Origin of the sequence: Nonomuraea sp. JJY05, from assembly GCF_043496855.1 — a bacterium.
GTDB lineage: Bacteria > Actinomycetota > Actinomycetes > Streptosporangiales > Streptosporangiaceae > Nonomuraea.
Genome location: NZ_JBIEIS010000025.1, coordinates 160,314 through 185,710, shown reverse-complemented (window position 1 = coordinate 185,710; position 25,397 = coordinate 160,314). Strand labels below are relative to the sequence as shown.

The 25,397-nt window shown below is 71.9% G+C and carries 20 protein-coding genes; 5 read left to right on the top strand and 15 right to left on the bottom strand.

The window, feature by feature from the left end:
• Positions 1-518 precede the first annotated feature (518 nt).
• Positions 519-2,117 carry a glycosyltransferase family 39 protein gene (locus ACFKCF_RS35075; RefSeq protein WP_394499577.1) on the top strand — a complete coding sequence of 533 codons (1,599 nt, stop codon included), beginning with the start codon at positions 519-521 and terminating at the stop codon, positions 2,115-2,117.
• A 48-nt stretch (positions 2,118-2,165) separates the two neighbouring features.
• On the opposite strand, the gene tyrS is transcribed toward ACFKCF_RS35075, so the two are convergent.
• Positions 2,166-3,431, bottom strand: a complete 1,266-nt coding sequence (tyrS, locus tag ACFKCF_RS35070; protein ID WP_394499576.1) for a tyrosine--tRNA ligase — start codon at positions 3,429-3,431, stop codon at positions 2,166-2,168.
• 93 nt (positions 3,432-3,524) lie between these two features.
• Here tyrS and ACFKCF_RS35065 point away from each other — a divergent pair, with 93 nt between their 5' ends.
• The gene (locus ACFKCF_RS35065) at positions 3,525-3,926 is read left to right on the top strand and encodes a PH domain-containing protein (RefSeq protein WP_394499575.1); all 402 of its coding nucleotides are present in this window, start codon (positions 3,525-3,527) and stop codon (positions 3,924-3,926) included.
• Here the strand turns inward: ACFKCF_RS35065 and ACFKCF_RS35060 are convergent.
• The 9 genes from ACFKCF_RS35060 to argC all read right to left on the bottom strand — a co-directional run bounded on the left by ACFKCF_RS35060 (position 3,866) and on the right by argC (position 13,078).
• Positions 3,866-4,606, bottom strand: a complete 741-nt coding sequence (locus ACFKCF_RS35060) for a DNA-3-methyladenine glycosylase (protein WP_394499574.1) — start codon at positions 4,604-4,606, stop codon at positions 3,866-3,868. The two genes, ACFKCF_RS35065 and ACFKCF_RS35060, sit on opposite strands and share 61 nt — an antisense overlap.
• A complete protein-coding gene (argH, locus tag ACFKCF_RS35055) occupies positions 4,588-6,024 on the bottom strand; it encodes an argininosuccinate lyase (protein ID WP_394499581.1) in 1,437 nt (478 codons plus the stop codon). Before argH ends, ACFKCF_RS35060 begins: the two co-directional genes overlap by 19 nt.
• Positions 6,025-6,115: 91 nt before the next feature.
• Entirely contained in the window at positions 6,116-7,315 is a 1,200-nt protein-coding gene (locus ACFKCF_RS35050) for an argininosuccinate synthase (protein WP_394499573.1), read from the bottom strand.
• A gap of 39 nt (positions 7,316-7,354) precedes the next feature.
• Complete coding sequence (locus ACFKCF_RS35045) at positions 7,355-7,861, bottom strand: arginine repressor (RefSeq protein WP_394499572.1); 507 nt, start codon at positions 7,859-7,861, stop codon at positions 7,355-7,357.
• Positions 7,858-8,805: an ornithine carbamoyltransferase gene (gene argF / locus ACFKCF_RS35040; protein WP_394499571.1), complete on the bottom strand. Its 948-nt coding sequence runs from the start codon at positions 8,803-8,805 to the stop codon at positions 7,858-7,860. The genes ACFKCF_RS35045 and argF overlap by 4 nt, the downstream gene beginning before the upstream one ends.
• Complete coding sequence (locus tag ACFKCF_RS35035) at positions 8,802-9,968, bottom strand: acetylornithine transaminase (RefSeq protein ID WP_394499570.1); 1,167 nt, start codon at positions 9,966-9,968, stop codon at positions 8,802-8,804. The genes argF and ACFKCF_RS35035 overlap by 4 nt, the downstream gene beginning before the upstream one ends.
• Complete coding sequence (gene argB / locus ACFKCF_RS35030) at positions 9,968-10,840, bottom strand: acetylglutamate kinase (RefSeq protein ID WP_394499569.1); 873 nt, start codon at positions 10,838-10,840, stop codon at positions 9,968-9,970. Before argB ends, ACFKCF_RS35035 begins: the two co-directional genes overlap by 1 nt.
• A complete protein-coding gene (argJ, locus tag ACFKCF_RS35025; RefSeq protein ID WP_394499568.1) occupies positions 10,837-11,988 on the bottom strand; it encodes a bifunctional glutamate N-acetyltransferase/amino-acid acetyltransferase ArgJ in 1,152 nt (383 codons plus the stop codon). The genes argB and argJ overlap by 4 nt, the downstream gene beginning before the upstream one ends.
• Positions 11,989-12,055: 67 nt before the next feature.
• Complete coding sequence (gene argC, locus ACFKCF_RS35020) at positions 12,056-13,078, bottom strand: N-acetyl-gamma-glutamyl-phosphate reductase (protein WP_394499567.1); 1,023 nt, start codon at positions 13,076-13,078, stop codon at positions 12,056-12,058.
• Positions 13,079-13,254: 176 nt separating this feature from the next.
• On the opposite strand from argC, the gene ACFKCF_RS35015 reads away from it, so the two are divergent.
• Complete coding sequence (locus tag ACFKCF_RS35015; protein WP_394499566.1) at positions 13,255-13,788, top strand: hypothetical protein; 534 nt, start codon at positions 13,255-13,257, stop codon at positions 13,786-13,788.
• A 4-nt stretch (positions 13,789-13,792) separates the two neighbouring features.
• Here the strand turns inward: ACFKCF_RS35015 and ACFKCF_RS35010 are convergent, their stop codons facing one another.
• From ACFKCF_RS35010 to ACFKCF_RS34990, 5 genes are all read right to left on the bottom strand, one after another.
• Positions 13,793-15,832 carry a bifunctional aldolase/short-chain dehydrogenase gene (locus tag ACFKCF_RS35010; RefSeq protein ID WP_394499565.1) on the bottom strand — a complete coding sequence of 680 codons (2,040 nt, stop codon included), beginning with the start codon at positions 15,830-15,832 and terminating at the stop codon, positions 13,793-13,795.
• A 6-nt stretch (positions 15,833-15,838) separates the two neighbouring features.
• A complete protein-coding gene (gene rhaI, locus ACFKCF_RS35005; RefSeq protein WP_394499564.1) occupies positions 15,839-16,996 on the bottom strand; it encodes an L-rhamnose isomerase in 1,158 nt (385 codons plus the stop codon).
• A 10-nt stretch (positions 16,997-17,006) separates the two neighbouring features.
• Entirely contained in the window at positions 17,007-17,324 is a 318-nt protein-coding gene (locus tag ACFKCF_RS35000) for an L-rhamnose mutarotase (protein WP_394499563.1), read from the bottom strand.
• Between the two features lie 501 nt (positions 17,325-17,825).
• A complete protein-coding gene (locus ACFKCF_RS34995) occupies positions 17,826-20,525 on the bottom strand; it encodes a twin-arginine translocation signal domain-containing protein (protein ID WP_394499562.1) in 2,700 nt (899 codons plus the stop codon).
• Positions 20,526-20,652: 127 nt separating this feature from the next.
• On the bottom strand, positions 20,653-22,581 hold the full coding sequence (locus ACFKCF_RS34990) for a beta-galactosidase (RefSeq protein ID WP_394499561.1): 1,929 nt from the start codon (positions 22,579-22,581) through the stop codon (positions 20,653-20,655).
• A gap of 351 nt (positions 22,582-22,932) precedes the next feature.
• Between ACFKCF_RS34990 and ACFKCF_RS34985 the strand changes: the two genes are divergently transcribed.
• Entirely contained in the window at positions 22,933-23,934 is a 1,002-nt protein-coding gene (locus ACFKCF_RS34985; protein WP_394499560.1) for a LacI family DNA-binding transcriptional regulator, read from the top strand.
• Complete coding sequence (locus ACFKCF_RS34980; RefSeq protein ID WP_394499559.1) at positions 23,931-25,343, top strand: rhamnulokinase family protein; 1,413 nt, start codon at positions 23,931-23,933, stop codon at positions 25,341-25,343. The genes ACFKCF_RS34985 and ACFKCF_RS34980 overlap by 4 nt, the downstream gene beginning before the upstream one ends.
• The last annotated feature ends 54 nt before the right edge of the window (positions 25,344-25,397 follow it).

Below are 25,397 nucleotides of genomic sequence, written 5' to 3'. Positions count from 1 at the left end.
GGTGCCGGTGGCGGTGCCGGTGGCGGTGCCGTTGGCGGTGCCGGTGGCGGTGCCGGTGGCGGTGCCGGTGGCGGTGCCGGTGGCGGTGCCGGTGGCGGTGCCGGTGGCGGTGCCGGTGGCGGTGCCGGGGGCCGTGCGGTGACATGCCGGTGCGTGCCGGTGACGGTGGCCGTGGCCGTGCCGGTGGCGGTGGCGGTGCTGATGACAGTGACGATGCTGGTGGCGGCAAGCCGTGTGCTTGGGGCGCTGTAGCGGGCCGCGAATGTCGGTGCGCCAGGCCAGGTAGCCGGACCGGATGCCGGACCGGGTGCCGGACCGGGTGGCGTGAGCAGGCGGCCTGGCCAGGGTGCCGGGTGAGCGTCGATGCCTGCGCTGCGCCCAGGGCGGACTGCAACACAAGTGCCACCTGAAGGTAGCCGCGAAGGCTCCAAGGTGTCGCGGACGCGGCCCGTCCGAAGGCGCCCCGCATAAGGGGCGAACGCGAATACGCCCCACCTTCTCCCGCGTATCCTGCCCCGGTGACCACTGCCGCCACGCTCGCTCCCCCCGCCCGCCCCGCCGAACGTCTCCGGACCTTCACCCCATGGTGGATGTCCTTGCTCGCCGGCATCGCGGCGTTCACCGGCACCGGGTCCGCCACCCTGAACGGCGACGAACTGGCCACCATCAGCGCCGCTTCCCGCTCGCTGTCCGGCATGTGGGAGCTGGCCCGGAACATCGACGGTCATTTCCTCCCGTACTACCTATTCATGCACCTCTGGGTGAAGACGGGCACGGCGGAGTTGTGGCTGCGGCTGCCGTCGGCGGTGGGGATCGGCGTGGCGGCCTGGTTCCTGGTCGATCTGGGGCGGCGGCTGCACAGCACGCGGGCCGGGGTGATCGCGGCCGCCGTCTTCGCGATCCTGCCCTCAGTGTCCTACTTCGGGGCCTTTGCGAGGTCGTACGCGTTCGCGGCGGCCGCGGTGGCGTTCTCGTTCTGGGCGCTGCATCGGGCCGTGGAGCGCTCCGAGGCCAGGCGGTGGGTGGTGTACGGGGTCGCGGTGGCCCTCGTGTGCTCCACGCACCTGTTCGCGGTGCTGGTGCTGCCCGCCCAGTTGCTGCTCCTGCGCCGGGCCTGGGTGGTGCCGATGTTGGCGGCGCTGGCCGTCGGGTGCCTGCCCGCCGCGGTGCTGGGGCTGGTGGGGTTCGGGGAGCGGCACGCGATCAGCTGGATCCCGCAGCGCGGGCCGGAGGTGTGGCTGAAGTTCCCCAAGATGGCGGCGGGAGCGACCGGGCTGGGTGTGATGTTGTTCGCCCTGGCGCTGGCCGGCGCGGTGCTGCTGTGGAGGGGGGCGCCACGCGGGGCCGAGGAAGCCAGCCAAGCCCAGGCCGGGGAACACGGCGGGGCCGGGGAAGGCGGCCGAGCCAGGGCTGGAGAACACGGCGGGGTCGAGGAAGCCGGCCGAGCCAGGGCCGGGGAAGGGCAGTACGGCGGGGCCGGAGAACGCGGCGGGGCCAGGGTGTGGGTGTTCGTGCTGGTCGGGTGGCTCGTGTTGCCGCCGGTGCTGCTGCTCGCCGTGTCGCAGCTCGTGACGCCCGTCTACGTGGACCGGTACCTGTTCGTGACCGCTCCGGCGCTGGCGCTGCTGGCGGGGCTCGCCGTGGCGGCCCTGCCCCGGTTCCAGGTGGTGGCCGCGGTCGTGGTGGTGCTGCTCGGATGCGCGCTGTCCGTCCAGGAGCACGTCACGGTACGCGAGGAGAACGGACGTTTCGAGAACATCCCCTGGGCGTTGCGCGTGATCAAGGCCGAGCCCGACGACGCGATCGTGTACGGCCAGAGCCAGCTCCGCACGGGCTTCGAGTACTACGCCGACTCCTTGATGCCGGTCGACGTGCTCAAGACCGGTGAAGCGCCCTCGCCCGACGGGTTCGGGTATCCGGAGCGCTCCGACGCGGCGGCCGCGCTGGACGGGCGTGACCGGGTGTGGGTGGTGTGGCGCGGGAGCAAGCAGTCGGGCCTCGACGGCGACGCGGTTCCGCGGGTGGCCGAGGTGGTGAAGGCGGGATTCAAGCTGAGCCTGGCCAAGCACTCCGCCGAGCTGCCGGGGCTGACGGTGGCGCTGTTCGTCCGCCGCTGACGCACCTCGCGGGCCCTTCCCCAAACGGGGGGGAAGGACCCGCGGAGGTCAGCCGACCTCGACGCCGCCGATCGACTTCTTGCCGCGCCGCAGCACCATGAAGCGCCCGTGCAGCAGATCCTCGGAGCCCGGTACGTACGCCTCGTCAGTGATCTTGACGTTGTTGAGGTAAGCCCCGCCCTCCTTCACCGCCCGCCTGGCCGCCGACTTCGACTCCACCAGGCCGCTGTCGGCCAGCAGGTCGACGAACGACGTACCGAGCGCGGGGACCGTGGCCTTCGGCACCTCGGCCAGCGCCGCCCCCAGCGTGGAGGCGGGCAGGTCCTCCAGCGCGCCCTGTCCGAAGAGCGCCTTCGAGGCCGCCACGACCGCGTCGAGCTCGTGCTTGCCGTGGAGCAGCTCGGTGAGGTCCTCGGCGAGCGTCCGCTGCGCCTCGCGGGCGAAGGGGCGTTCGGCGACGGCCTTCTCCAGGGCCTCGATCTCCTCGCGGGTCTTGAAGGTGAAGACCTTGAGGTAGTGGATCACGTCGCGGTCGTCGGAGTTGAGGAAGTACTGGTAGAAGGCGTAGGGCGAGGTCATCTCCGGGTCGAGCCAGAGCGCGCCGCCCGCCGTCTTGCCGAACTTGGTGCCGTCGGCCTTGGTGATCAGCGGCAGGGTGAGCGCGTGGACGTGCCCGCCCTCGATGCGGCGGATGAGGTCGGCGCCCGCCGTGATGTTGCCCCACTGGTCGCTGCCACCGATCTGCAGCGTGCAGTCGTGCCGGCGGAACAGCTCCAGGTAGTCGTTGGCCTGCAGGATCTGGTAGCTGAACTCGGTGTAGCTCAGCCCCTCCCCCTGCAGGCGCGCGGAGACGGACTCCCGGGCGAGCATGCGGTTGACCGGGAAGTGCTTGCCGATGTCGCGCAGGAAGTCGATGGCGCTCAGCTCGCCGGTCCAGTCGAGGTTGCTGACCAGCTGGGCGGCGTTCGGCTGGACGTCGAAGTCGAGGAAACGGCCGACCTGGCCGCGCAGGCGCTCCACCCACTCCGCGACGACCTCGGTGGCGTTGAGCGAGCGCTCGGTGTTGCGCCCGCTCGGGTCGCCGATCAGGCCGGTGGCGCCGCCGACCAGGCCGATCGGGCGGTGCCCGGCCAGCTGGAGGCGGCGCAGCGTGAGCAGCGGCACGAAGTGGCCGACGTGCAAGGAGGCGGCGGTGGGGTCAAAACCGGAATAGACCGTGATCGGGCCCTTGGCCATGGACGCGCGCAGGGCGTCGAGGTCGGTGGACTGAGCGATAAGCCCTCGCCACGCGAGGTCATCGAGAATGTCGGTCACGGTGCCGGCTTTCCGTAGAGACGTTGGATGTTGAGTTATGACAAGCGTGCCCGATCGCTCGGGTCAACCGCCACTTGGATACGCTCTGTCTCCATGTGGAGGGTCCGTCGCGAGCTGGCCGTTTTCAAGATTTTAGGGGCTCTGGCGTGTGCTGGGCTCGCCGTCTACTGGTGGGTCGCCGGCGATGTCCGCGGTGTGGTCCTGGCCGTCCCCGCGGCCGTGCTGGTCGGAGGGATGGGGCTGCGCGATCTGATCGTCCCCGTACGGCTGGCGGCCGACGAAAGGGGGATCACCGTGGTGCACGGGTTCGCGGGCAGGCGGCACGTACCCTGGGAGGCGATCCGGGACATCAAGGTCGACGTGAGCAGGCGATGGGGGCGGCGCAGCGAGATCCTGGAGATCGACACGGGCGACCACCTGCACATCTTCAGCCGTCACGACCTGGATGCTCCTCCCACCGAGGTGGCCGCGGCGTTGCGGCGGCGGGGCACGTGAGCGCGGTAGGGCGACACGGTCGGGTCACCCTCGATCCAGAACCGCCACGGCGTGTCCTTGGCGGTCGAGATGCCGGTACGCGGGCCTGACCTGATCGACGCCGCCTCCGCCGGACGGCCCTCCAGCACGGCCGCCGCGCCATGCGGGACTCCGGTCAGCCGGCGATCCGCTGCGTAAGAGTCACCCGCGATCGCGTCGAGGCCGTTGTGCTCGCGCAGCAGGCCGAGGACGACGGCCAGCCTGGCCGGCCCGCGGGCGAGGTCCCGATCGGGGATCGTCCTGACCCTCCCGGTCGTGGACGTAGGGCCGTTGCCCGCGGACGTGCGCCGGGCGCGGGCCTCGTCGATGCCCGCCACCACCTCGCCGGCCCGCAGCAGCACGGCCGAGCCGAAGCCCTCGGGCAGGCAGACCAGGTTCGCGCAGAAGTGCATGCCGTACGTGAAGTACACGTACAGGTGCCCGGGCGGGCCGAACATGACCGCGTTACGCGGCGTCTTGCCCCGGTAGGTGTGCGCCGCCGGGTCCTCGCCGGGGCCGCCGTACGCCTCGACCTCGGTCAGACGCACGGCGACGGGGCCGTGCACGAGCACGCGCCTGAGCAGCTCGGGCGCGACCTCGTGCGACGGCCGGTCGAAGAAACCCCGCGGCAGCGCGGCGGAGCTCAGCTCCCCGCTGCCCATGCCGCCTGCGCGTCGACCGCCTCCCGCAGCGCGACGAGCTGGTCGCGGACGCGGTCGGGCGCGGTGCCGCCGTGAGCCTTGCGCGCGGCCAGGGCGCCGGGCACGTTGAGCACGTCGCGGACGTCGGGCGTCAGGTGCGACGACACCTTGATCAGCTCCTCGTCCGTGAGGTCGCCCAGGTCCTTGTCGTTGACCTGGCACCACACCACCAGGTGGCCGACCGCCTCGTGGGCCTCGCGGAACGGGACCCCCCGGCGTACGAGCAGCTCGGCCAGGTCGGTGGCCAGCGCGAACCCGTCGGGCGCCGAGGACTCCATGCGGGCGGTGTTGACCCGCATGGTCGCGACCAGCCCGGCCATCGCGGGCAGGACCAGGAGCAGCGTGTCTACGGCGTCGAAGACGGGCTCCTTGTCCTCCTGCAGGTCGCGGTTGTAGGTCAGCGGCAGGCCCTTGAGCGTGGTCAGCAGCGACATCAGGTTGCCGATGAGGCGCCCGGACTTGCCGCGGGCCAGCTCGGCGACGTCGGGGTTCTTCTTCTGGGGCATGATCGACGAGCCGGTGGAGTAGGCGTCGTCCATCTCGATCCAGCGGAACTCCTGCGAGGCCCACAGGACGATCTCCTCGCCCAGCCGCGACAGGTGCACGCCGATCATGGCCGCGTCGAACAGGAACTCCGCCGCGAAGTCACGGTCGGCGACGGCGTCCATCGAGTTGGGCGCGGCGGCGGCGAAGCCGAGCTCCTCGGCCACGGCCTGCGGGTCGAGCGGCAGCGACGAGCCCGCCAGCGCGCCGGCGCCGAGCGGGGAGATCGCGGCGCGCTTGTCCCAGTCGGTGAGCCGGTCGATGTCGCGGGCGAAGGCGTGCACGTGGGCCAGGAGCTGGTGGCCGAACGACACCGGCTGCGCGTGCTGCAGGTGCGTCATGCCGGGCGCGGCGGTCTCGGCGTGCTGTTCTGCCTGGGCCATGAGCGCCGTCTCCAGCTCGACCAGGCGGGAGACGACCGAGCGGGCGTGATCGCGCAGATAGAGGCGCAGGTCGGTGGCGATCTGGTCGTTGCGCGAGCGCCCCGCGCGGAGCTTGCCGCCCAGCGAGCCGAGCCGCTCCAGCAGACCGCGCTCCAGCGCCGTGTGCACGTCCTCGTCGGCGACCGTCGGCCGGAACTCGCCCGCCTTGCAGGCGCGCTCCAGGTCGTCGAGCGCGCCGATCATGCGCTCGAGCTCCTCGTCGCTCAGCAGCTCCGCCCTGTGCAGCACGCGCGCGTGCGCCCTGGACGCCGCCAGGTCGTACGGCACGAGCCGCCAGTCGAAGTGCACGCTCACCGACAGCCGGGCCAGCGCGTCGGACGGGCCGCTCTCGAAGCGCCCGCCCCACAGCCGCATCGGCTTGCCATCACTCACCGTTGTCTCCTTCGTGACCATGTCCATGGTCGCACCCGCTTCGGGACTCGTTGGCATCGTTCCTCGTTCTCTCGCCCCGAGCTCCTGTGCTCCGGCGCGACCATAGTGCAAGTCACCCTTTCTCGGCGCCTCGTGCGGCGGCGATCTTACTGGGGAGGGAGAACAGCTGGACGAAGCCCTTGGCCAGCGACTGGTCGAACGTGTCGCCGGTGTCGTAGGTGGCCAGCGAGAAATCGTACAGAGACTCCTCCGAGCGGCGGCCCGTGACCGTGGCCCGGCCGCCGTGCAGCGTCATGCGGATGTCGCCGGAGACGTGCTTCTGCGCCTCGGCGATGAGCGCGTCGAGGGCGCTCTTGAGCGGGGAGAACCACAGGCCGTCGTAGACCAGCTCGCCCCACCGCTGGTCCACGCCGCGCTTGAAGCGGGCCAGGTCGCGTTCGACGGTGACGTTCTCCAGCTCCATGTGCGCGGCGATGAGGGCGACGGCGCCGGGCGCCTCGTACACCTCGCGCGACTTGATGCCGACCAGGCGGTCCTCGACCAGGTCGATCCGGCCGACGCCCTGCGCGCCCGCGCGCCTGTTGAGCTCGTCGATGACCTGGTACGGCGTCAGCGCCCGCCCGTCGAGCCCTACCGGGACGCCCTGCTCGAACGTGATGACGACCTCGTCGGCCTCGCGCGGCCCGGCCGGGTCGTCGGTGTAGGAGTAGACGTCCTCGGTGGGGCCGTTCCAGATGTCCTCGAGGAAGCCGGTCTCGACGGCGCGGCCCCAGAGGTTCTGGTCGATGGAGAACGGGTTCTTCTTCGACGTCTCGATGGGCAGGCCCTTGGCCTCGGCGTACTCGATGGCCTTGTCACGCGTCCAGGCGAAGTCGCGGGCGGGCGCGACGACCTTGAGGTCGGGGGCGAGGGCGGCCAGGCCGGCCTCGAAGCGGACCTGGTCGTTGCCCTTGCCGGTGCAGCCGTGCGAGACGATCGTGCCGCCGAACCGCTTGGCCGCCGAGACCAGGTGCTTGACGATCAGGGGGCGCGACAGCGAGGAGACCAGCGGGTAGCGGTCCATGTAGAGGGCGTTGGCCTGCAGCGCGGGCACGCAGAAGTCGGCGGCGAACTCCTCCTTGGCGTCCACCACGACCGACTCGACCGCGCCGCAGTCGAGGGCCCGCTTCTGGATCGCTTCCATGTCCTCGCCGCCCTGGCCGAGGTCCACGGCGACGCAGACGACCTCGGCGTCCATCTTCTCGGCGAGGTACGGGATGGCGACCGAGGTGTCGAGGCCGCCGGAATATGCGAGAACAACCCTTTCGGACATTACATATCTCCGGATGTCGAATCTTGGCCGAACGGCGGGCTAGGCGCGCCGGTCGGCCACTCTCAGCAGCGCCTCCGCGACGGCCTGGCCGCCCGTGGGGTCGCGGCTGATCACGAGGATCGTGTCGTCGCCCGCGACCGTGCCGAGGATCGACTCCCAGTCGGCGTGGTCGATGGCGGAGGCCAGGAACTGGGCCGCGCCCGGCGGGGTGCGCACGATGACCAGGTTGGCCGACGCCTCGGCGCCGACCAGCAGTTCCTCGGCGATGCGGTGCAGTCGCGCGGCCGGGGTCTCTCCGGTGCCCAGCCGGGTGAGCGGGATCCTGGCCCCGCCCTCGCCGGGCAGGGCGTAGACCAGGGATCCGTCGTCGGCGCGCAGCTTGAGCGCGCCGAGCTCGTCGAGGTCACGCGAGAGCGTGGCCTGGGTGACCTCGACGCCGCTCTCGGCCAGCAGCTTGGCCAGCTCCGGCTGGGAGCGCACGGCCTGCCGCTGCAGCAGATCGGTGATCTTCGCCTGCCGCGCCGCCTTGGTCATGGGGATCGTCATCGACGGGACACCAGCCAGTGGAGGAGTGCCTTCTGGGCGTGCAGCCGGTTCTCGGCCTGGTCCCACACGACGCTCTGCGGGCCTTCGAGGACCTCGTCGGTGATCTCGTAGTCGCGGTAGGCCGGCAGGCAGTGCAGCACGATCGCGTCGGGCGCGGCGTGCTGGAGCAGCTCGGAGTTCACCTGGTACGGCATGAGCGCGGCGACCCGCGCCTCCTTGCCGTCCTGGCCCATCGACACCCACGTGTCGGTCGCGATCACGTGCGCGCCCTGGGCGGCGGCCGCCGGGTCGGACAGCGCGATCACCGAGCCGCCCGTCTTGGCGGCGATGGCGGCGGCCTGGTCGAGGATGACCGCGTCGGGCTGGTAGCCGGCCGGGGCCGCGATCCGCACGTGCATGCCGGCGGTGGCTCCGCCGAGCAGGTAGGAGTGGGCCATGTTGTTGGCGCCGTCGCCCAGGTAGGTGAGCGTGACCCCGGCGGTCCGGCCCAGCCTCTCCTGCACGGTCTGCAGGTCGGCCAGGATCTGGCAGGGGTGGAACTCGTCGGTGAGCGCGTTGACGACCGGCACCCGGGAGTGGGCGGCCATCTCGTCGATGAGCTCCTGACCGGCGGTCCGCCACACGATGGCGGCGACCTGCCGGTCGAGCACCCGGGCGATGTCGGCGGTGGGCTCGCCGCGGCCCATGAGGACCGAGACGTTGTCCACGACCAGCGGCAGACCGCCGAGCTCGCCGATGCCGGTGTGGAAGGAGATGCGCGTGCGGGCCGACGGCTTGTCGAACAGGACCGCGACCGTCTGCGGCCCCTCGAACGGGCGGTAGCCGAACCGGTCCTTCTTCATGGCCGCGGCGAGGTCGAGCACCTCCGCCTGCTCGGCGGGCGTCAGGTCGTCGTCCCTCAGGAAGTGTCTGATGTGCGCCGAGTCCGCGCTGTGCCGGGTCACTTGGCCGCCTCCGCGAGGATCGCCGGGTACGCGGCCAGGAACTTGTCGATCTCCTCGGCCGTGACCACCAGCGGCGGCGCGATGCGTACGGCGTCCGGCTGGAGGGCGTTGACCAGGAAGCCGTCGCTCTGGGCGGCCTTCTGGACCTCGGCCGAGCGGGGCTCGCTCAGCACGGTGGCCAGCCAGAGGCCGCGCCCGCGCACGCCCTTCAGCAGCGGGTGCCGGATCGACTCCAGGCCCGAGCGCAGCCGCGCGGAGGCCGACTTGACGTGGTCGAGGTCGAGGTTGCCGAGCACGGCCAGGGCCGCGGCGCAGGCGACCGGGTTGCCGCCGAACGTGGAGCCGTGGTCGCCCTTGGCGAACAGCTTGCCCGCGTCGCCGAAGCCGATGCACGCGCCGATCGGCAGCCCGCCGCCCAGGCCCTTGGCCAGGGTCAGGATGTCGGGCGTGACGCCGTCGGCCTGGTGGGCGAACCAGTGGCCGGTGCGGCCGATCGCGGACTGGATCTCGTCGGCGACCAGGAGGGCGCCCGTGGAGTCGCAGATCTCGCGGGCCGCCTCGAAGTAGCCCTCGGGCGGCGGCACGACACCGGCCTCGCCCTGGGTCGGCTCCAGGAAGACCGCGATGCAGTCGCCGGTCACGGCCTCCTTGAGCGCGGTGGCGTCGCCGTACGGGACGAAGCGGACGTCGACCGGGAACGGGCCGAACTGGTCGCGGATCGACGGCTTGCCGGTCAGCGACAGCGCGCCGATCGTGCGGCCGTGGAAGCCGTTCTCGGCGGCGACGAAGTAGGAGCGGCCCTCGCGCTTGCCGTACTTGACGGCGAGCTTGTAGGCGGCCTCGTTGGCCTCGGTGCCGGAGTTGGCGAAGAAGACCTTGCCCGGGGCGTTGAGCAGGGTGAGGAGCTTCTCGGCGAGCAGCACCTCGGGCTCGTGCAGGAACAGGTTGCTGGTGTGGGCGATCGTGGCGACCTGCTTGGAGACGGCCTCGACCAGGGCGGGGTGGGCGTGACCGAGCGAGCTGGTCGCGATGCCGCCGATGAAGTCGAGGTATTCGTTGCCGTCGACGTCCCAGACGCGAGTGCCCTCGCCTCGTGCCAGCGCCACCGGCGGGACGCCGTAGTTGGGCATGAAGGCTTCCTCGAACCTCTTGTACAGGCTCATCAGGGCATCACCATCGTTCCGATTCCCTCATTGGTGAATATTTCCAGCAACAGCGAGTGCGGCACACGGCCGTCGAGCACGTGGGCCTGCGGGACGCCGCCCTGGACCGCGGTCAGGCAGGCCTCCATCTTGGGGACCATGCCGCTGGACAGCGTCGGCATCAGCGTGTCGAGCTCGTCGGCGCTGAGCTGGTCGATCACGTCGGTGTCGTCGGGCCAGTTGGCGTACAGGCCCTCGACGTCGGTGAGGACGATCAGCTTCTGCGCCTCGAGCGCCACGGCCAGCGCGGCCGCGGCGGTGTCGGCGTTCACGTTGTAGATCTGCCCGTCGTCGCCGCGCGCCACGCTGGAGATGACCGGGATGCGGCCGTTGTCGATCAGGGCCCGCACCGCGCCCGGATCGACCTTGATGATCTCGCCGACCTGGCCGATGTCCACGGGCTCGCCGTCCACGATCGCGTGCTTGCGCACGGCCGTGAACAGGTGGGCGTCCTCGCCGGACATGCCTACGGCGAACGGGCCGTGCCGGTTGACCAGGCCCACGATGTCGCGGTTGACCTGGCCGACCAGGACCATCCTGACGACCTCCATGGCCTCCGGCGTGGTGACCCGCAGCCCGGCGGTGAACGTGGACTCGATGCCCAGCCTGGCCAGCGCGCTGCTGATCTGCGGGCCGCCGCCGTGCACGACGACCGGGCGCAGGCCCGCGTGCTGCAGGAAGACGACGTCCTCGGCGAAGCCCGCCTTGAGCCCCTCGTCGGTCATGGCGTTGCCGCCGTACTTGATGACGACGGTGGCGCCGTGGAAGCGGGTCAGCCAGGGCAGTGCCTCGATCAGCGACTCGGCCTTGGTCTGTGCGCTGAGGGACCTCATGAGGAGTACGCCGAGTTCTCGTGGACGTACTCGGCCGTGAGATCCGTGGTGTGCACCGTCGCGGTGTGCGGGCCGGCCGACAGGTCGATCGTGATCGTCACGTCCCTGGGGCGCATGTCCACCTTGGAGCGGTCGTCGCCGACCGCGCCGCCGCGGCAGATCCAGATGCCGTTGATGGCCACGTTCAGGCGCTCGGGCTCGAACACCGCGTCGGTGGTGCCGACGGCGGCCAGGACGCGGCCCCAGTTGGGGTCCTCGCCGTGGATGGCGCACTTGAGCAGGTTGGAACGCGAGACCGCGCGGCCGACCTTGACCGCGTCGTCCTCGGAGTCGGCGCCGACGACCTCGATGGCGATGGCCTTGGAGGCGCCCTCGGCGTCGACCAGGAGCTGCCTGGCCAGGTCGGCGCAGACCTCGTGGACCTTCTGCTCGAACTCGGCGAGGTCCGGCTTGACGCCGGCGGCGCCGCTGGACAGCAGGAGCACGGTGTCGTTGGTGGACATGCAGCCGTCGGTGTCGAGACGGTCGAACGTCCTGGCCGTGGCCCTGCGCAGCACCGCGTCGAGCTCCTCGCTGGTGAGGTCGGCGTCCGTGGTGATCACGCACAGCATCGTGGCCAGGGAGGGGGCGAGCATGCCCGCGCCCTTGGCCATGCCGCCGACCATGTATCCGCTGCCCCGCCGGAACGAGATCTTGGAGACGGTGTCCGTGGTGCGGATGGCGTCGGCGGCGGCCAGCCCGCCGTCGCGGGAGAGCTGGGTGGCGACTGTCTCGACGCCGGCCAGCAGCACGTCCATCGGCAGCCGCTCGCCGATCAGGCCGGTGGAGCAGACCGCGACCTCGCCCGCGGAGTCCTCGAGCACCTCTGCCACCTTCTCGGCGGTGGCGTGGGTGTCCTGGAAGCCCTCGGGGCCGGTGCAGGCGTTGGCGCCGCCGGAGTTGAGCACGACCGCTCGCAGCCGTCCGCCGGCCAGGACCTGCTGCGACCACAGCACGGGGGCGGCCTTCACGCGGTTGGCGGTGAAGACGCCCGCGGCGGCCCTGCTGGGCCCGTCGTTGACGACGAGGGCCAGGTCACGGGCGCCGCCGGACTTGATCCCGGCGGCGATGCCCGCGGCCCGAAAACCGAGTGGTGCGGTTACGCTCACGCCGCCTCCTTCGTCGGCAACGCAAGCGTTTGACGCCCGTGCTCATTGGTTCGTTCGCTGCGCTCTCTCACGGTGCGACTCCTGTCAGGGGAAGGCCGAGCTCTTCGGGGAGGCCGAGTGCGAGGTTCACGCTCTGGACGGCGCCTCCGGCCGTGCCCTTGGTGAGGTTGTCGATGGCGATGACGGCGACCACGCGGCCCGCGCGTTCGTCGAGCGTCACCTGCAGGACGGCGGTGTTGGCGCCGTAGGTCATGGAGGTGGCCGGCCACGTGCCCTCGGGCAGGAGCTTGACGAACGGCTCCGCCTTCAGCGCCGCCTCGTACGCCGTCCGCAGCGACTCCTTGGTGAGGCCGGGCGCGGCCGGGGCGGTGCAGGTGGCGAGGATGCCGCGGCTCATGGGGGCCAGCGTCGGGGTGAACGAGACGCGGACCGGCGTGCCGGCGACGGCCGACAGGCCCTGCTCCATCTCGGGCGTGTGCCGGTGGACGCCGCCCACGCCGTACGCGCTGACCGAGCCCATGACCTCGCTGCCGAGCAGGCTGGGCTTGAGCGACTTGCCGGCGCCGCTGGTGCCGCTGGCGGCCACCACGACCACGTCCGGCTCGGCCAGGCCCGCGGCGAACGCGGGCCACAGGGCCAGCAGGACGGAGGTCGGGTAGCAGCCGGGGACCGCGATGCGGGTGGCCGTCCGCAGGATCTCCCGCTGGCCGGGCAGCTCGGGCAGGCCGTAGGGCCAGGACCCGGCGTGCTCGCCGCCGTAGAACTCCTGCCAGGCGGCCGGGTCGGTGAGCCGGTGGTCGGCGCCGCAGTCGACGACGATCGTCTCCTCGCCGAGCTGGGCGGCGACGGCGGCCGAGTGGCCGTGCGGCAGGGCGAGGAAGACGACGTCGTGCCCGGCCAGCGTGTCGGCGACGGTGTCCTCGATGATCCGGTCGGCCAGCTGCGGCAGGTGAGGCTGGTGGGCGCCGAGGCGGCTGCCCGCACTGGACGCCGCGGTGAGCGCGCCGATCTCGAACTCGGGGTGCCCTAGGAGGAGGCGGAGCAGCTCTCCTCCCGCGTAGCCGCTGGCACCCGCGACCGCTGCCCTCATTCAGCCCTCTCTCCTGCATATTCATGCATCCTTGCTCATGACCTTACTGTGAAGATAATGCACTCCACGGGATGGACATGCAAGCTGGAGGCGTCCAGATGACCACATCGTGAGACGGGGAGTGTTCCCAGTCGGCTGCAGGTGAATGCCAAGCGGGGGCGGCGACGATGGGGCGCATGAGCGACTTCTTGCCCGATCTGCAGTTCGTCACCCCTGGCGGGAGGGACCCGGGGCGGTTCGGGCGGATCGTCCTCGTGCTGCTCTGGCTGACGGTGTGCCTGGCGCCGGTGGCGTTCGCGATCGGCGATCTGGAGCTGGCCACCGGGCGCGCCGGCACGCCGGGGACGCTGCGGGTGGCCTCGTGCGAGGCGCTGGGCGAGGGCCGCTACGACTGCCAGGGGATCTTCACTCCGGACTCCGGCGGGAGCGCCGTGGCGGTGGACGCCTCGCCGGACTCCGAGGCGGGCGCCGTGTCGCGGGCCCAGCTCACGCCGGAAGGCGACCGCGCGGTCCCGGCCGGGACCAAGGGGGTCATGGCGGCCTTGACGTTGCCGGCGGTCGGGTTCGGGGGGCTGGGGTTCCTGCCGTACGTGATCATGTACTGGGCGGGGGCGCGCAGGGGGCGTCGGGCCGCCGTGACCGGGGGCTTCCTGGTCACGGCGGCCGGAGCCGCGCTGACGGTGGTCGGGATGGTGGCGGCCTACTCCTGAGCGGTCAGCGCAGGAAGGCGGCGGCCACGCCCGCGTCCACCGGTATGTGCAGGCCCGTGGTGTGGGTCAGGTCGTTGCCGGTGAGGGCGAAGACCGCGGCGGCCACGTGCTCGGGCAGGACCTCGCGCTTGAGCAGGGTCCGCTGCGCGTAGAACTCGCCGAGCTTCTCCTCCTGCACGCCGTAGACGGCCGCGCGGTTGGCGCCCCAGCCGGAGGCGAAGATGCCGGAGCCGCGTACCACGCCGTCGGGGTTGATCCCGTTGACGCGGATGCCGTGCGTGCCCAGCTCGGCCGCCAGCAGCCGGACCTGGTGCGCCTGGTCGGCCTTGGCCGCGCCGTAGGCGACGTTGTTCGGGCCGGCGAAGACGGCGTTCTTGGAGGAGATGTAGACGATGTCGCCGCCCAGACCCTGGTCGATCAGGACCCGGGCCGTCTCGCGCGCGACCAGGAACGAGCCCCTGGCCATCACGTCGTGCTGCAGGTCCCAGTCGTCCAGGGTGGTCTCCAGCAGCGCGCGGGACAGCGACAGGCCGGCGTTGTTGACGACCAGGTCCACGCCGCCGAAGGCCAGCACGCCCGCGCGTACCGCCGCGGCGACCTGCTCCTCCGAGGTGACGTCCACGGCGACCGCCACCGCGACGTCGGACACCCGGTAGGCGGCCGCGCCGAGCTCGGCGGCGACCTTCTCCGCGGCGGCCACGTCGCGGTCGGCCACCACCACGCACGCGCCCTCCGCGGCCAGGCGGCGCGCGGTCGCCGCGCCGATGCCCGAGCCGCCGCCGGTCACCAGCGCGACGCGGGTGGCCAGGGGCTTCGGCTTGGGCATGCGGCGGAGCTTGGCCTCCTCCAGCTCCCAGTACTCGATGCGGAACTTCTCCGACTCGGGGATGGGCGCGTACGTGGAGACGGACTCTGCCCCGCGCATGACGTTGATGGCGTTGACGTAGAACTCGCCGGCCACGCGGGCGGTCTGCTTGTCCTTGCCGAACGAGAACATGCCGACGCCCGGCACCAGCACGATCGCCGGGTCCGCGCCGCGCATGGGCGGCGAGTCGGGGGTGGCGTTGCGGTCGTAGTAGGCCGTGTAGTCGGCGCGGTAGGCGGTGTGCAGCTCGCGCAGCCGTTCGACGGCCTGCTCCAGGGGCGCGTCCGGCGGCAGGTCGAGCACCAGCGGCGCGACCTTGGTCCGCAGGAAGTGGTCCGGGCACGACGTGCCCAGGGCCGCCAGGCGCGGGTGCTCGGCGCGGGAGACGAAGTCCAGCACCTCGGGCGTGTCGGTGTAGTGGCCGACGACGCGGACGTCGGTGGAGGCCAGGCCGCGGATGTGCGGGAACAGCGCGGCGGCCCGCGCGTGCCGCTCGGCCTCCGGCAGCGTCTCGTGGATCACCGAGCCGAACGGGTCGGGGCGGCCGTGCTCGGCCAGGTACGCCTCCGCGGTGCGGATGATCTCCAGCGAACGGGACTCGCACTCCTGCGACGTGGCGCCCCAGGCGGTGATGCCGTGGCCGCCGAGGATGCAGCCGATGGCCTGCGGGTTGGCCTCCTTGATGGCGGCGATGTCCAGGCCGAGCTGGAACCCGGGCCGCCGCCACGGCACCCACACCACGCGGTCGCCGAAGACGCGCCTGGTCAGCTCCTCGCCGTCGGCCGCGGTCGCGAGCGCGATCCCGGCGTCGGGGTGCAGGTGGTCGACGTGCGCGGCCTCGACCAGGCCGTGCATGGCGGTGTCGATCGACGGCGCGGCGCCGCCCTTGCCGTGCAGGCAGTAGTCGAACGCGGCGACCATCTCGTCCTCGCGCTCCACGCCCGGGTAGACGTTCACGAGCGCGCGCAGGCGGTCCAGGCGGAGCACGGCGAGGCCGGACTCCTTCAGCGTGCCCAGGTCGCCGCCCGAGCCCTTGACCCAGAGGAGTTCGACGTCCTCTCCGGTGACCGGGTCGGGCGCCGCGCCCTTGGCCGAGGTGTTGCCGCCCGCGTAGTTGGTGTTGCGCGGGTCGGCGCCCAGCCGGTGCGAGCGCTCCAGCAGTTCCTTAACGACTTCCATGGTTGGTCAGGCCCCCCAGCCGGCCTGGGTGCCGCCGACACGCTCGGCGGCGATCTTCTCGAAATATCCGGACTTGGCGTACGCGGTCATCGGGTCGGGCGCCAGCCCCGACTCCTCCCGCAGCTCGGCGAGCAGCGGCCGCACGTCGGTGTTGTACGCGTCCATGAACACGGCGTTCGCGCCCAGAACGTCGCCCTCGGACTGGGCGGCGGCCAGCGCCTCCCGGTCCACCAGCAGCGCCTTGGCGGTGGCCTCCTGGACGTTCATGACCGAGCGGATCTGGCCCGGGATCTTGGGCTCGATGTTGTGGCACTGGTCGAGCATGAACGCCACGCCGGTCTCGGGGTCCAGCCCGCCGCCGCGGACCACCTCGAACATGATGCGGAACAGCTGGAACGGGTCCGCCGCCCCCACCATCAGGTCGTCGTCGGCGTAGAAGCGCGAGTTGAAGTCGAACCCGCCGAGCTTGCCCTCGCGCAGCAGGAACGCCACGATGAACTCGATGTTGGTGCCCGGCGCGTGGTGGCCGGTGTCCACCACGACCTGCGCCTTGGGGCCGAGCTTGACGCAGTGGGCGTACGCGGTGCCCCAGTCGGGCACGTCGGTGGCGTAGAAGGCGGGCTCGAAGAGCTTGTACTCCAGCAGGAAGCGCTGGCCCTCGCCGAGCCGGTCGTACACCTCGGCCAGGGACTCGGCCAGGCGGTCCTGCCGGGCCCTGATGTCGTCCTGGCCCGGGTAGTTGATGCCGTCCGAGAACCACAGCTTGAGCGTGTCGGAGCCGGTGGCGTCCATGATGTCCACGCACTCGAGCAGGTGGTCGGTGGCCTTGCGGCGCACCCGCGCGGACGGGTTGGTGACGCTGCCCAGCATGTAGTCGTCGTCCTGGAAGACGTTGGAGTTGATGGCTCCGATGCCCACGCCCAGCTCACGGGCGTGCCTGGCCAGGTCGGCGTAGTCGTCCACCTTGTCCCACGGGATGTGCAGGGCGACCGTGGGGGCGATCCCGGTGTAGGCGTGCACCTGGGCGGCGTCGGCGAGCTTCTCGTACGGGTCGCGCGGCACCCCCCTCTGCGCGAACACCTTGAACCGCGTGCCGCTGTTGCCATAAGCCCAGGACGGCGTCTCGATGTGCTGCGCCCGCAGCGCGGCCTTGATGTCAGTCATTACTCCCCGATCAATCCAGGTGGAACACTTCGTCCAGCGGGTGCATGCCCTCGTCGGGCCGCCCGTCGAGACTCTCGAAGAACGGCGCCATCTCGGCCTGCCAGCGGGCGTTGACCTCGGTCTCGGCCATGGCCTTCCTGGCTGCCTCGAAGTCCTCGGTCTCCAGGTAGCCCACGAGGAGGCCGTCGTCTCTGAGGAAGAGCGAATAGTTGTGCCAGCCGGTGCGCGCGAGCGCCTCTCGCATCTCCGGCCAGACATCTCGGTGGCGTTCGCGGTACTCCGCCAGCCGCTCTGGGCGGACTTTCAGCAGGAAGCAGACGCGTTGCACTGACACTCCCTTCAAAACGTTTTAATCCTTCGTGCAGGAAACTATGATTCCTGGTGCTCGCTGTCAATGCGCCCCGACCCACGGACCCGGCCGGGTGATCGCCCAGCCACGATGACACGTTTTAATCCCACGGCGGCGCCCCCGGCCCCTCGCCGCCGCCCCACGCCACTCGGCCCGCCACTGGAGCGCCGCGGCGGCGAGACGCCCCACGGACGCGACCGGCGCAACGCGCACGGCGGGCAACGCCCGACCCGGCCGCCGTCGACGGCAGCGAGGCATCGGGGCGGTGTCCAGTTGGAGCGGCGAGCCGGAGCGCCCAGCCGGGGCGTTGGGCCAGAGCGCCCGGGAGGGGCGTCCGGCTGGGGCATCCGGTGTCCGGCTGGGGTGGTGGGCCGAAGCCCCGTCGAGGCGTCCGGCCGGGGTGGTGGGCTGGAGCCCGGCCCAGGCGTCCGGCCGGGGTGTCCGGCGGAAGCCGTGGGTCGGGGTGGTGGGGCGGGGCGGTCATGCGGGGAGTTTGTTGCCGACGAGGGCCAGGTTCTGGATGGCCGCCAGCCCGTACAGGGCCGTGGTGTTGGTGGAGACCCAGGCGGCCTCGTCCGTCGGGTTGAGGGTCGTCGTGACCTTTTCCGACTTCCACGGCAGGTTCGGCGCGTAACCGTCCCCCGTGGCGAACTCCGTCCACGCCCGGGCCGCGAGGTCGTCGCGCTGGAGCCGGACCGCCGCGTACGCCGTGAGCCGGGAGTGCCCCTGCTTGAGGATGAGGTTGCCGAAGTTCGCGCCCGTCTCGGCGGCCTGCTCGGCCTTGGTGGCGTTGAACAGGCGGCAGTACTGGAGCCAGGCCCGCTCGAAGTCCGGCATGTCCACCAGGTCGATGAGCTCGGCGCAGATCTCGACCTGGCCGAACATGGCCGACAGATGCGACACCGCGACCTTGCGAGCGGCCGGGGCGAACTCGCCGGTGCTGAGGTTGTAGAGGCCCTCGCCGGTGACGAAGCCGTTGGGCATGGCGGCGATGGTCCGCATGGTGGCCTTGAGCTTCTTCTCGGCCACCGGGTCCCCGCCGCGCTCCCACTCGGTCAGCCAGGCGGCGGCCAGGCCGCTCCAGTCGGTGCCCAGCCCGATCGCCAGGGCCGACGGGTCCGGCGTGTACGGCTCCGTGCGGATCTTGCGGAGCGGGTCGATGGCCAGGAAGGTCTTGTCGGAGTCCACCAGGGCCCGCATGAGGTCGCCGGTGCGCTCGTCGGCGGTCAGGAAGTAGAAGATGCGCCGGTAGACCGCGGTCGAGATGCGCTGCTGCTTGGCGCTGCACCCCCAGTGCTGCACGTTGTGCCGGCTGCCGAGCCCGGCCCAGGGCCCGAGGTGGTAGACGTCCACCTCGCCGGTGTGCCGGGTCATCGCCTCGGCGAAGCGGAACACGTCGGCGCGCCCCGAGCGCAGGTACGCGTACCAGAGCCACAGGTCGGGCGAGAGCTCCGAGTTGTCCCAGGCGTAGCCGCCGACGTCGTAGCGCCACACGTGCCGGTCCTCGTCGAAGGTGTGCATGATGTCGCCGTAGTCCCAGAACCCGTACCAGTGCCGCTGCTCGACCTGCTTCTTGTAGTAGTCGAAGAGGAAGTCGAGGCGGTCCTCGATGGTCTTCCTGCCGGGCGTCGACCGGTCGACGGGGCTGAACAGGCCGCCGAACACCTTGGCGGCGGCCAGGTGCGCGGGCGGCGCGACGATCAGGGGCGGCGTCCGGACGGCGTCGGCCATCGCCCCGAGCCGGGCGGCGTCCGGGGTGGCGGCCAGCGCCCAGAACGTCAGCTCGCTCGTCCGCGCGATCCCGAGCGGCGTGCCGAAGCCGGGCTCGTAGTCCTCGTACGTGATGTTGAGGCCCTCGATCTGCTCCGGGTAGGTGTCCTGGCCCATGCCGTCGTGGTAGAAGCGGGTGTCCATCGGCCCGGCCTCGGGCGACCAGAGCCAGACGGTGACCTCGGCCTCCTCCGAGGCGGCCCCGCGGATGTCGAGCTGGGTGGGGTGCCGCTGCCAGAAGTCGCGCAGGCCGAACGCGAGCCCGCCGCTCGTCCCGCCCACGTACCCGAACCCCGAGGCCCGCCGGCCCTGGTCGACGGCGACCCAGCCGTACCCCTTCTTGGTGCGCTTCTTGAGCGTGAAGCCCTCGGAGGACAGCTGCGCGAGGCTGTAGTCGCCCCAGTCGGGGATGAGCTGGACGCGGCTGCTGACGCGCGTGTCCCAGGTGGCGATGTCCGGCAGCCGCTGCCCGGCCACCTGCGCCTTCCGCACGGCCGCGCCGGGGTCGCGGCGCAGGCCGGTGATGCCCTTGACGGCCTCGGTGAGCAGGCCGTGCCCGTCGCCGACGAACCGGACGTGCCGGTTGTACGGCTCGTCTCGCATCGGGACGCGGAAGCGCACGCCGAGCCCGGCGACGAAGTCGTGCTGCCCGTCGCGGTCGAAGACGAACGTGTGCGTCATCCGCACGCTCTCCGCGCCCGCGTAGAAGTACAGCCGGATCGTGAACGGCAGCCACGACCGGCCCTTCTTGGAGGTGTGGCGGCCCTCGATCCGGACGACCGCGCGCACCGGGCCGGACTGCTCGACCACCACCTTCGAGATGTCGCTCAGGTAGGAGTCGACCTCGACCGTGCGGTCGTCATCGTCGTCGATCTTGCCCTGGCGGAGGTTGACGAGCTGCCCCTTGCGGGCGATCTCCGTCTCGCCGCGCCAGATCTGGCTGATGAGCTCGCTGCCGCTCTTGCGGACGCGGGCGCGGATCACGCCGGTGTCCACGTCCACGTACTGCTTCTCGTCCTTGACGGTGACCGGCTTGGCGGGGGCGGCGGCGGTGCCGGGCCGCAGCGTGTACGTCTCGGCCGCGGGCGTCCCGGGGCCGACCGCGTGGGCCGTCCACTTCAGCGACCCGTCCGGCCAGTACGCCAGCGGCCAGGTCTGCATCGGCACGGCGGCGCCGTCGGCCGCGGTGAGCGCGAACGCCTGCTCCTTGGCCACGGCGCCCTTCGGCCACGGGACGCCCCAGGTGGTGCCGGGCGCCTCGGCGGGCTTGTCCTCCAGCCAGCGCAGGGGGACGTCCGGGACCGCCAGCGCGGCCAGCGCGGGCGACTCCAGGGCCGAGGCCAGCGGAACGGCGGCTCCGGCGACGGCTAACCCCTTCAGGGCGTCGCGGCGTGAGATCTGCTCGGACACAGGTGCACCTCCAGGCGGGAAGGGGCGCGCTCGGGCACGCCCCTCAGGGGGGTTGGTCGGTGGTACCGCTCCCTGGGGGAAGCGCTTTCCAAAGCCGGATGGCGGAACGCCCGGGGGCGCCCCGCCGTCAGGCGGAGATCACGCGGACGTCGCCCGCCGCCACCGTGACCGGGTCGCCGCCGGGCGGGGTCACGACCGCGTCCTCGCCCGTGTGGTTGACGGCGAACAGGTAGGAGCGGCCGTCCGCGTGCGAGCGCCGTACGACCTCGACGCCGGCGGGGGCGGCGGCGACGGGCTCGACGCCCGCCTCCGTCACGACGGCGGCGATGACCTCGGCCAGGCCGTCGTCGTCGAGTCTGGTGGTCAGGTAGTGCGCGAACCCGTCGCCCCACTCGTTGCGGGTCCAGGCGGGCTCGCCGGTGGCGTACGTGTCGAGGACCTTCGCGCCGGTGGCGTGCGCCATCTCGCTCCAGGCGGTCCCCGACGCGCCCGAGGCCAGCGCGATCGGCCCGTCGAGGGGGAAGAACTCCTCGACGCTCACTCCGAGCAGGTCGCGCCACGCCCCGGGGTAGCCGCCCAGCCGCACCCGGTCGTGCTCGTCGACGATCCCGCTGTACGGGCCCACGAGCGCGACCCCGCCCCGCTCCACGAACTGCGCCAGGTTGGCCGCCCCCGCGTCGCTCACCAGGTAGAGGGCGGGCACCAGCACGAGGCGGTAGCCGGTCAGGTCGCCCTCGGGGTGGGCCAGGTCGCAGGTGACGCCGGCCCGCCAGAGCGCGGCGTGCCAGCGCTTGGCCTCCTCCACCGGGTCCATGTCCACGGAGGGCTGGGCGGGGTGGTCCTGGGCCCAGACGCTGGAGTGGTCGATGAGGATCGCCACGTCGGCGCTGACGGTGCTGCCCGCCACGTCGGCGAGCCCGGCCAGCTCGGCGCCGAGCGCGGTCACCTCCCGCCAGATCTTGGTGTCGGTGCCCGCGTGCGGCAGCATCGCCGAGTGCCACTTCTCGGCGCCGGCGCGGGAGGCCCGCCACTGGAAGTACATGATCCCGTCCGCGCCCCTGGCCAGGTGGGTCAGGGAGTTGCGGCGCAGCTCGCCGGGGGCCTTGGCGCGGTTGCGCGGCTGCCAGTTGACGGCGCTGGTCGAGTGCTCCATCAGCAGCCAGGGCCGGCCGCCGTTGAGCGAGCGGGCGTAGTCGGCGGCGAAGGCCAGATCGATGTGCGGCTCCGCGCGGGCGCCGATCAGGTAGTGGTCGGTGGAGACCACGTCCATCTCGGCGGCGAAGGCCCAGCAGTCCATGTCCCAGTGGGCGCCCGCCATCAGGTTGGTGGTCGCGGGCACGTCCGGGGTGATCTTCTTGAGCAGGTCGCGCTCGGCGGTGTAGAGCTCGATGAGCGCGTCGGAGCTGAAGCGGCGGTAGTCGAGCTGCTGGCCCGGGTTGGGGAAGGTCGGGGTGGCGCGCGGCGGCAGGATCTGGGCCCAGTCGCTGTAGCGCTGGGACCAGAACGCGGTGCCCCACGCGTCGTTGAGCGCGTCGAGCGAGGCGTGGTGCGAGCGCAGCCAGGCGCGGAAGGCCGCCGCCGAGGTGTCGCAGAAGCAGCGCGCGTTGTGGCAGCCGTACTCGTTGTGCACGTGCCACAGGGCCAGCGCCTCGTGGTCCCGGTAGCGCGTGGCCACCTGCTCGGCGATGCGCAGCGCCTTCTCGCGGTAGATCGGCGAGCTGGGGCAGAAGCCCTGCCTGCTGCCGTGGGTCAGCCGCCGCCCGTCGGCGTCCACCGGCAGCGCCTCCGGGTAGGTGTCCCCGAACCAGGGCGGCGGGGCGGCGGTCGGCGTGGCCAGGTTGGCCTTGATCCCGTTCGCGGCCAGCAGGTCCATCACGCGGTCGAACCAGCCGAAGTCGAACACTCCCTCGGCCGGCTCCAGCAGCGACCAGGAGAAGATGCCGACGCTGACCCGGTTGACGCCGGCCGCACGCATCAGCGCGACGTCCTGCTCCCACGTCTCCTCGGGCCACTGCTCTGGACTCCAGTCCCCGCCATAGGCGATGACGTCCGGCATGAAACCTGCCTTTCGCAAGTCTGTTAGCGCTCACAGCGTGTTACGTCAGCGTTTACGGGGGATTAAAACGTTCCCCAAGCGCGTCGCACAAGGCCCGGCCCGCCGCCCCGGGCAGGTTCCCGCTGATCAACAGGGGTGATTACGCAGGCAGGCACGCCCTGTCCAGGGGCGGCCCGTGATCCTGGTGTTATCTTAACGTTACGAGAAGCGGGGAAAACAGCCTGCGTACGCGTCCCGATACAAACGTTTTACTCGGTCCCCGCGCAACTCCGGCCACCCCAGACCCGGAAACAGCGTCCGACCGGTGGCGCGACTGGCGCCATAGTCGTTAGTACGTTTTAATTGGTCCTCATGGCCATGGTCAGCATCAAGGACGTCGCCGCACACGCCGGCGTCTCCCCGGGCACGGTCTCCAACGTACTGAACCGGCCCGGAAAAGTCGCCCCCGCCACCCGGGAGCGGGTGGAGGCGGCGATCAGCGAGCTGGGCTTCGTCCGGCACGGCTCGGCCTCGACGCTGCGCGCCGGGCACAGCAGGACGATCGGCCTGAGCGTGATCGACATCGGCAACCCGTTCTTCACCGAGGTCGCGGCCGGGGTCGAGGACGTGGCCAGCGAGCTCGGCTACGCGGTGATCCTCGGCAACTCGGCGGGCTCGCAGGACAAGGAGGAGCGCAACCTGCGGGTGCTGGCCGAGCACCGGGTGCGCGGCGTGCTGATCACCCCCTCCGGCGAGGACCCGGGCCGGCTCGACCGGCTGCGCGAGCGCGGCATCAGCGTCGTCCTGGTCGACCATCCGGCGCACCGGCCCGACCAGTGCGCGGTGGCCGTGGACGACGTCGCGGGCGGCCGGGCCGCGGTCACCCACCTGCTGTCCAAGGGCGCGCGCAGCGTCGCCTACGTGACGGGCCCGATGACGATCAGGCAGTGCGTGGAGCGCTGGGAGGGCGCCAAGGCCGCGATGCGGGCCACCGGGCTCGACCCCGGCGACCTGAAGGTGGCCGAGACCGCGACGATGACGGCCCGCGCGGGCGAGAAGGCGGCCGCCGACCTGATCGGGAGCGGCCTGCCCGAGGCCGTGTTCTGCGCCAACGACCTGCTCGCGCTCGGCGTGCTGCGCGCGCTGCTGCGGGCGGGCGTGCGGGTGCCCGAGGACGTGGCGCTGATGGGCTACGACGACATCGACTTCGCCGCCGCCTCCACCGTGTCGCTCAGCTCGATGCGGCAGCCGACCTACCAGCTGGGCCGGATCGCCACCGAGCTGCTGCTGGACGAGTGCGACAACCCGGAGACGCACGCGCACCAGCACATCATGTTCCAGCCGGAGCTCGTCGCCAGGGAGTCCACACAATGAGCCGCCGTTTCGCCGCCGTCGACCTCGGGGCCTCCAGCGGCCGGGTGATGCTGGCCGACCTCTCCGACGGCCTGGAGCTGACCGAGGTCCGCCGCTTCGTCAACGAGCCGGTGACCGAGGCGGGCCGCCTCCACTGGAACATCACCGCCCTCTACTCGGAGATCCTCGACGGCCTGCGCGACGCGGGCCCGGTGTCGTCCATCGGCGTGGACTCGTGGGCGGTCGACTACGGGCTGCTCGACGAGTCGTACCGGCTGATGGGCAACCCGGTGCACTACCGCGACGACCGCACGCGGGGGGTGGCCGAACGGGTGGCCGAGTCGGTCGGCGCGGAGACCCTGTACGACGTGTCCGGGCTGCAGGTGCTGCCGTTCAACACGCTCTACCAGCTGCTGGCCGACCCGCTCGACGGGGCCGTGACGATGCTGCTGATCCCCGACCTGATCGGCTACTGGCTGACCGGCGAGGTGGGCGCGGAGGTGACCAACGCCTCGACGACGGGGCTGCTCGACGTGCGCACCAGGTCGTGGGCATTCCCCCTGATCAAGCAGCTCGGGCTGCCCACCGGGCTGTTCCCGCCGCTGCGGCAGCCCGGCGAGGCGGTCGGCGGGCTGCGCCGGCACGTGGCCGACGTGATCGGCTGGTCGGCGCCCGTCACGGCGGTCGGCTCGCACGACACGGCCTCGGCCGTGGCCGCCGTGCCCGCCACCGGTCCCGCTTTCGCCTACATCTCGTGCGGCACGTGGTCGCTGGCCGGGGTGGAGCTGCCGGAGCCCGTCCTGACGCCCGAGAGCCGGGCCGCGAACTTCACCAACGAGGCCGGCATCGACGGCACCGTGCGCTACCTGCGCAACGTGATGGGGCTGTGGCTGCTGCAGGAGTGCCTGCGCGCCTGGCCGGGCTCCGACCTGCGCGAGCTGCTGACGGCGGCGGCGGGCGAGCGGCCGTTCGCGGCCGTGGTCAACCCGGACGAGCCGGTGTTCCTGCCGCCGGGCGACATGCCGGCCAGGATCGCCGCCGAGTGCCGGCGCACGGGGCAGGAGCCTCCGTCGTCGCCGGCCGCGTACGTGCGGTGCGTGCTGGAGAGCCTGGCGCTCGGGCACCGGCTGGCCGTGCGGCAGGCGATGGAGCTGTCCGGGCGCGACGTCGAGGTCGTCCACCTGGTGGGCGGCGGGTCGCGCAACGAGCTGCTGTGCCAGCTCACCGCCGACGCCTGCGGGCTGCCCGTGGTGGCCGGGCCCGCGGAGGCGACCGCGCTCGGCAACGTGCTCGTGCAGGCCCGGTCGGCGGGACTCGTCTCGGACCTGGCGGAGATGCGCTCGCTGGTCGCCGCTTCCCAGCCGCTGCGCCGCTACGAGCCCTCCGGCGATCCCCAGGCGTGGGAGAAGGCCGCCGCGCGCCTCGCCTGACCCCCTTCGACCTGCGGGTTTTCGCCTCCCGGCAGCAGGGCAGGAACCCGGCCA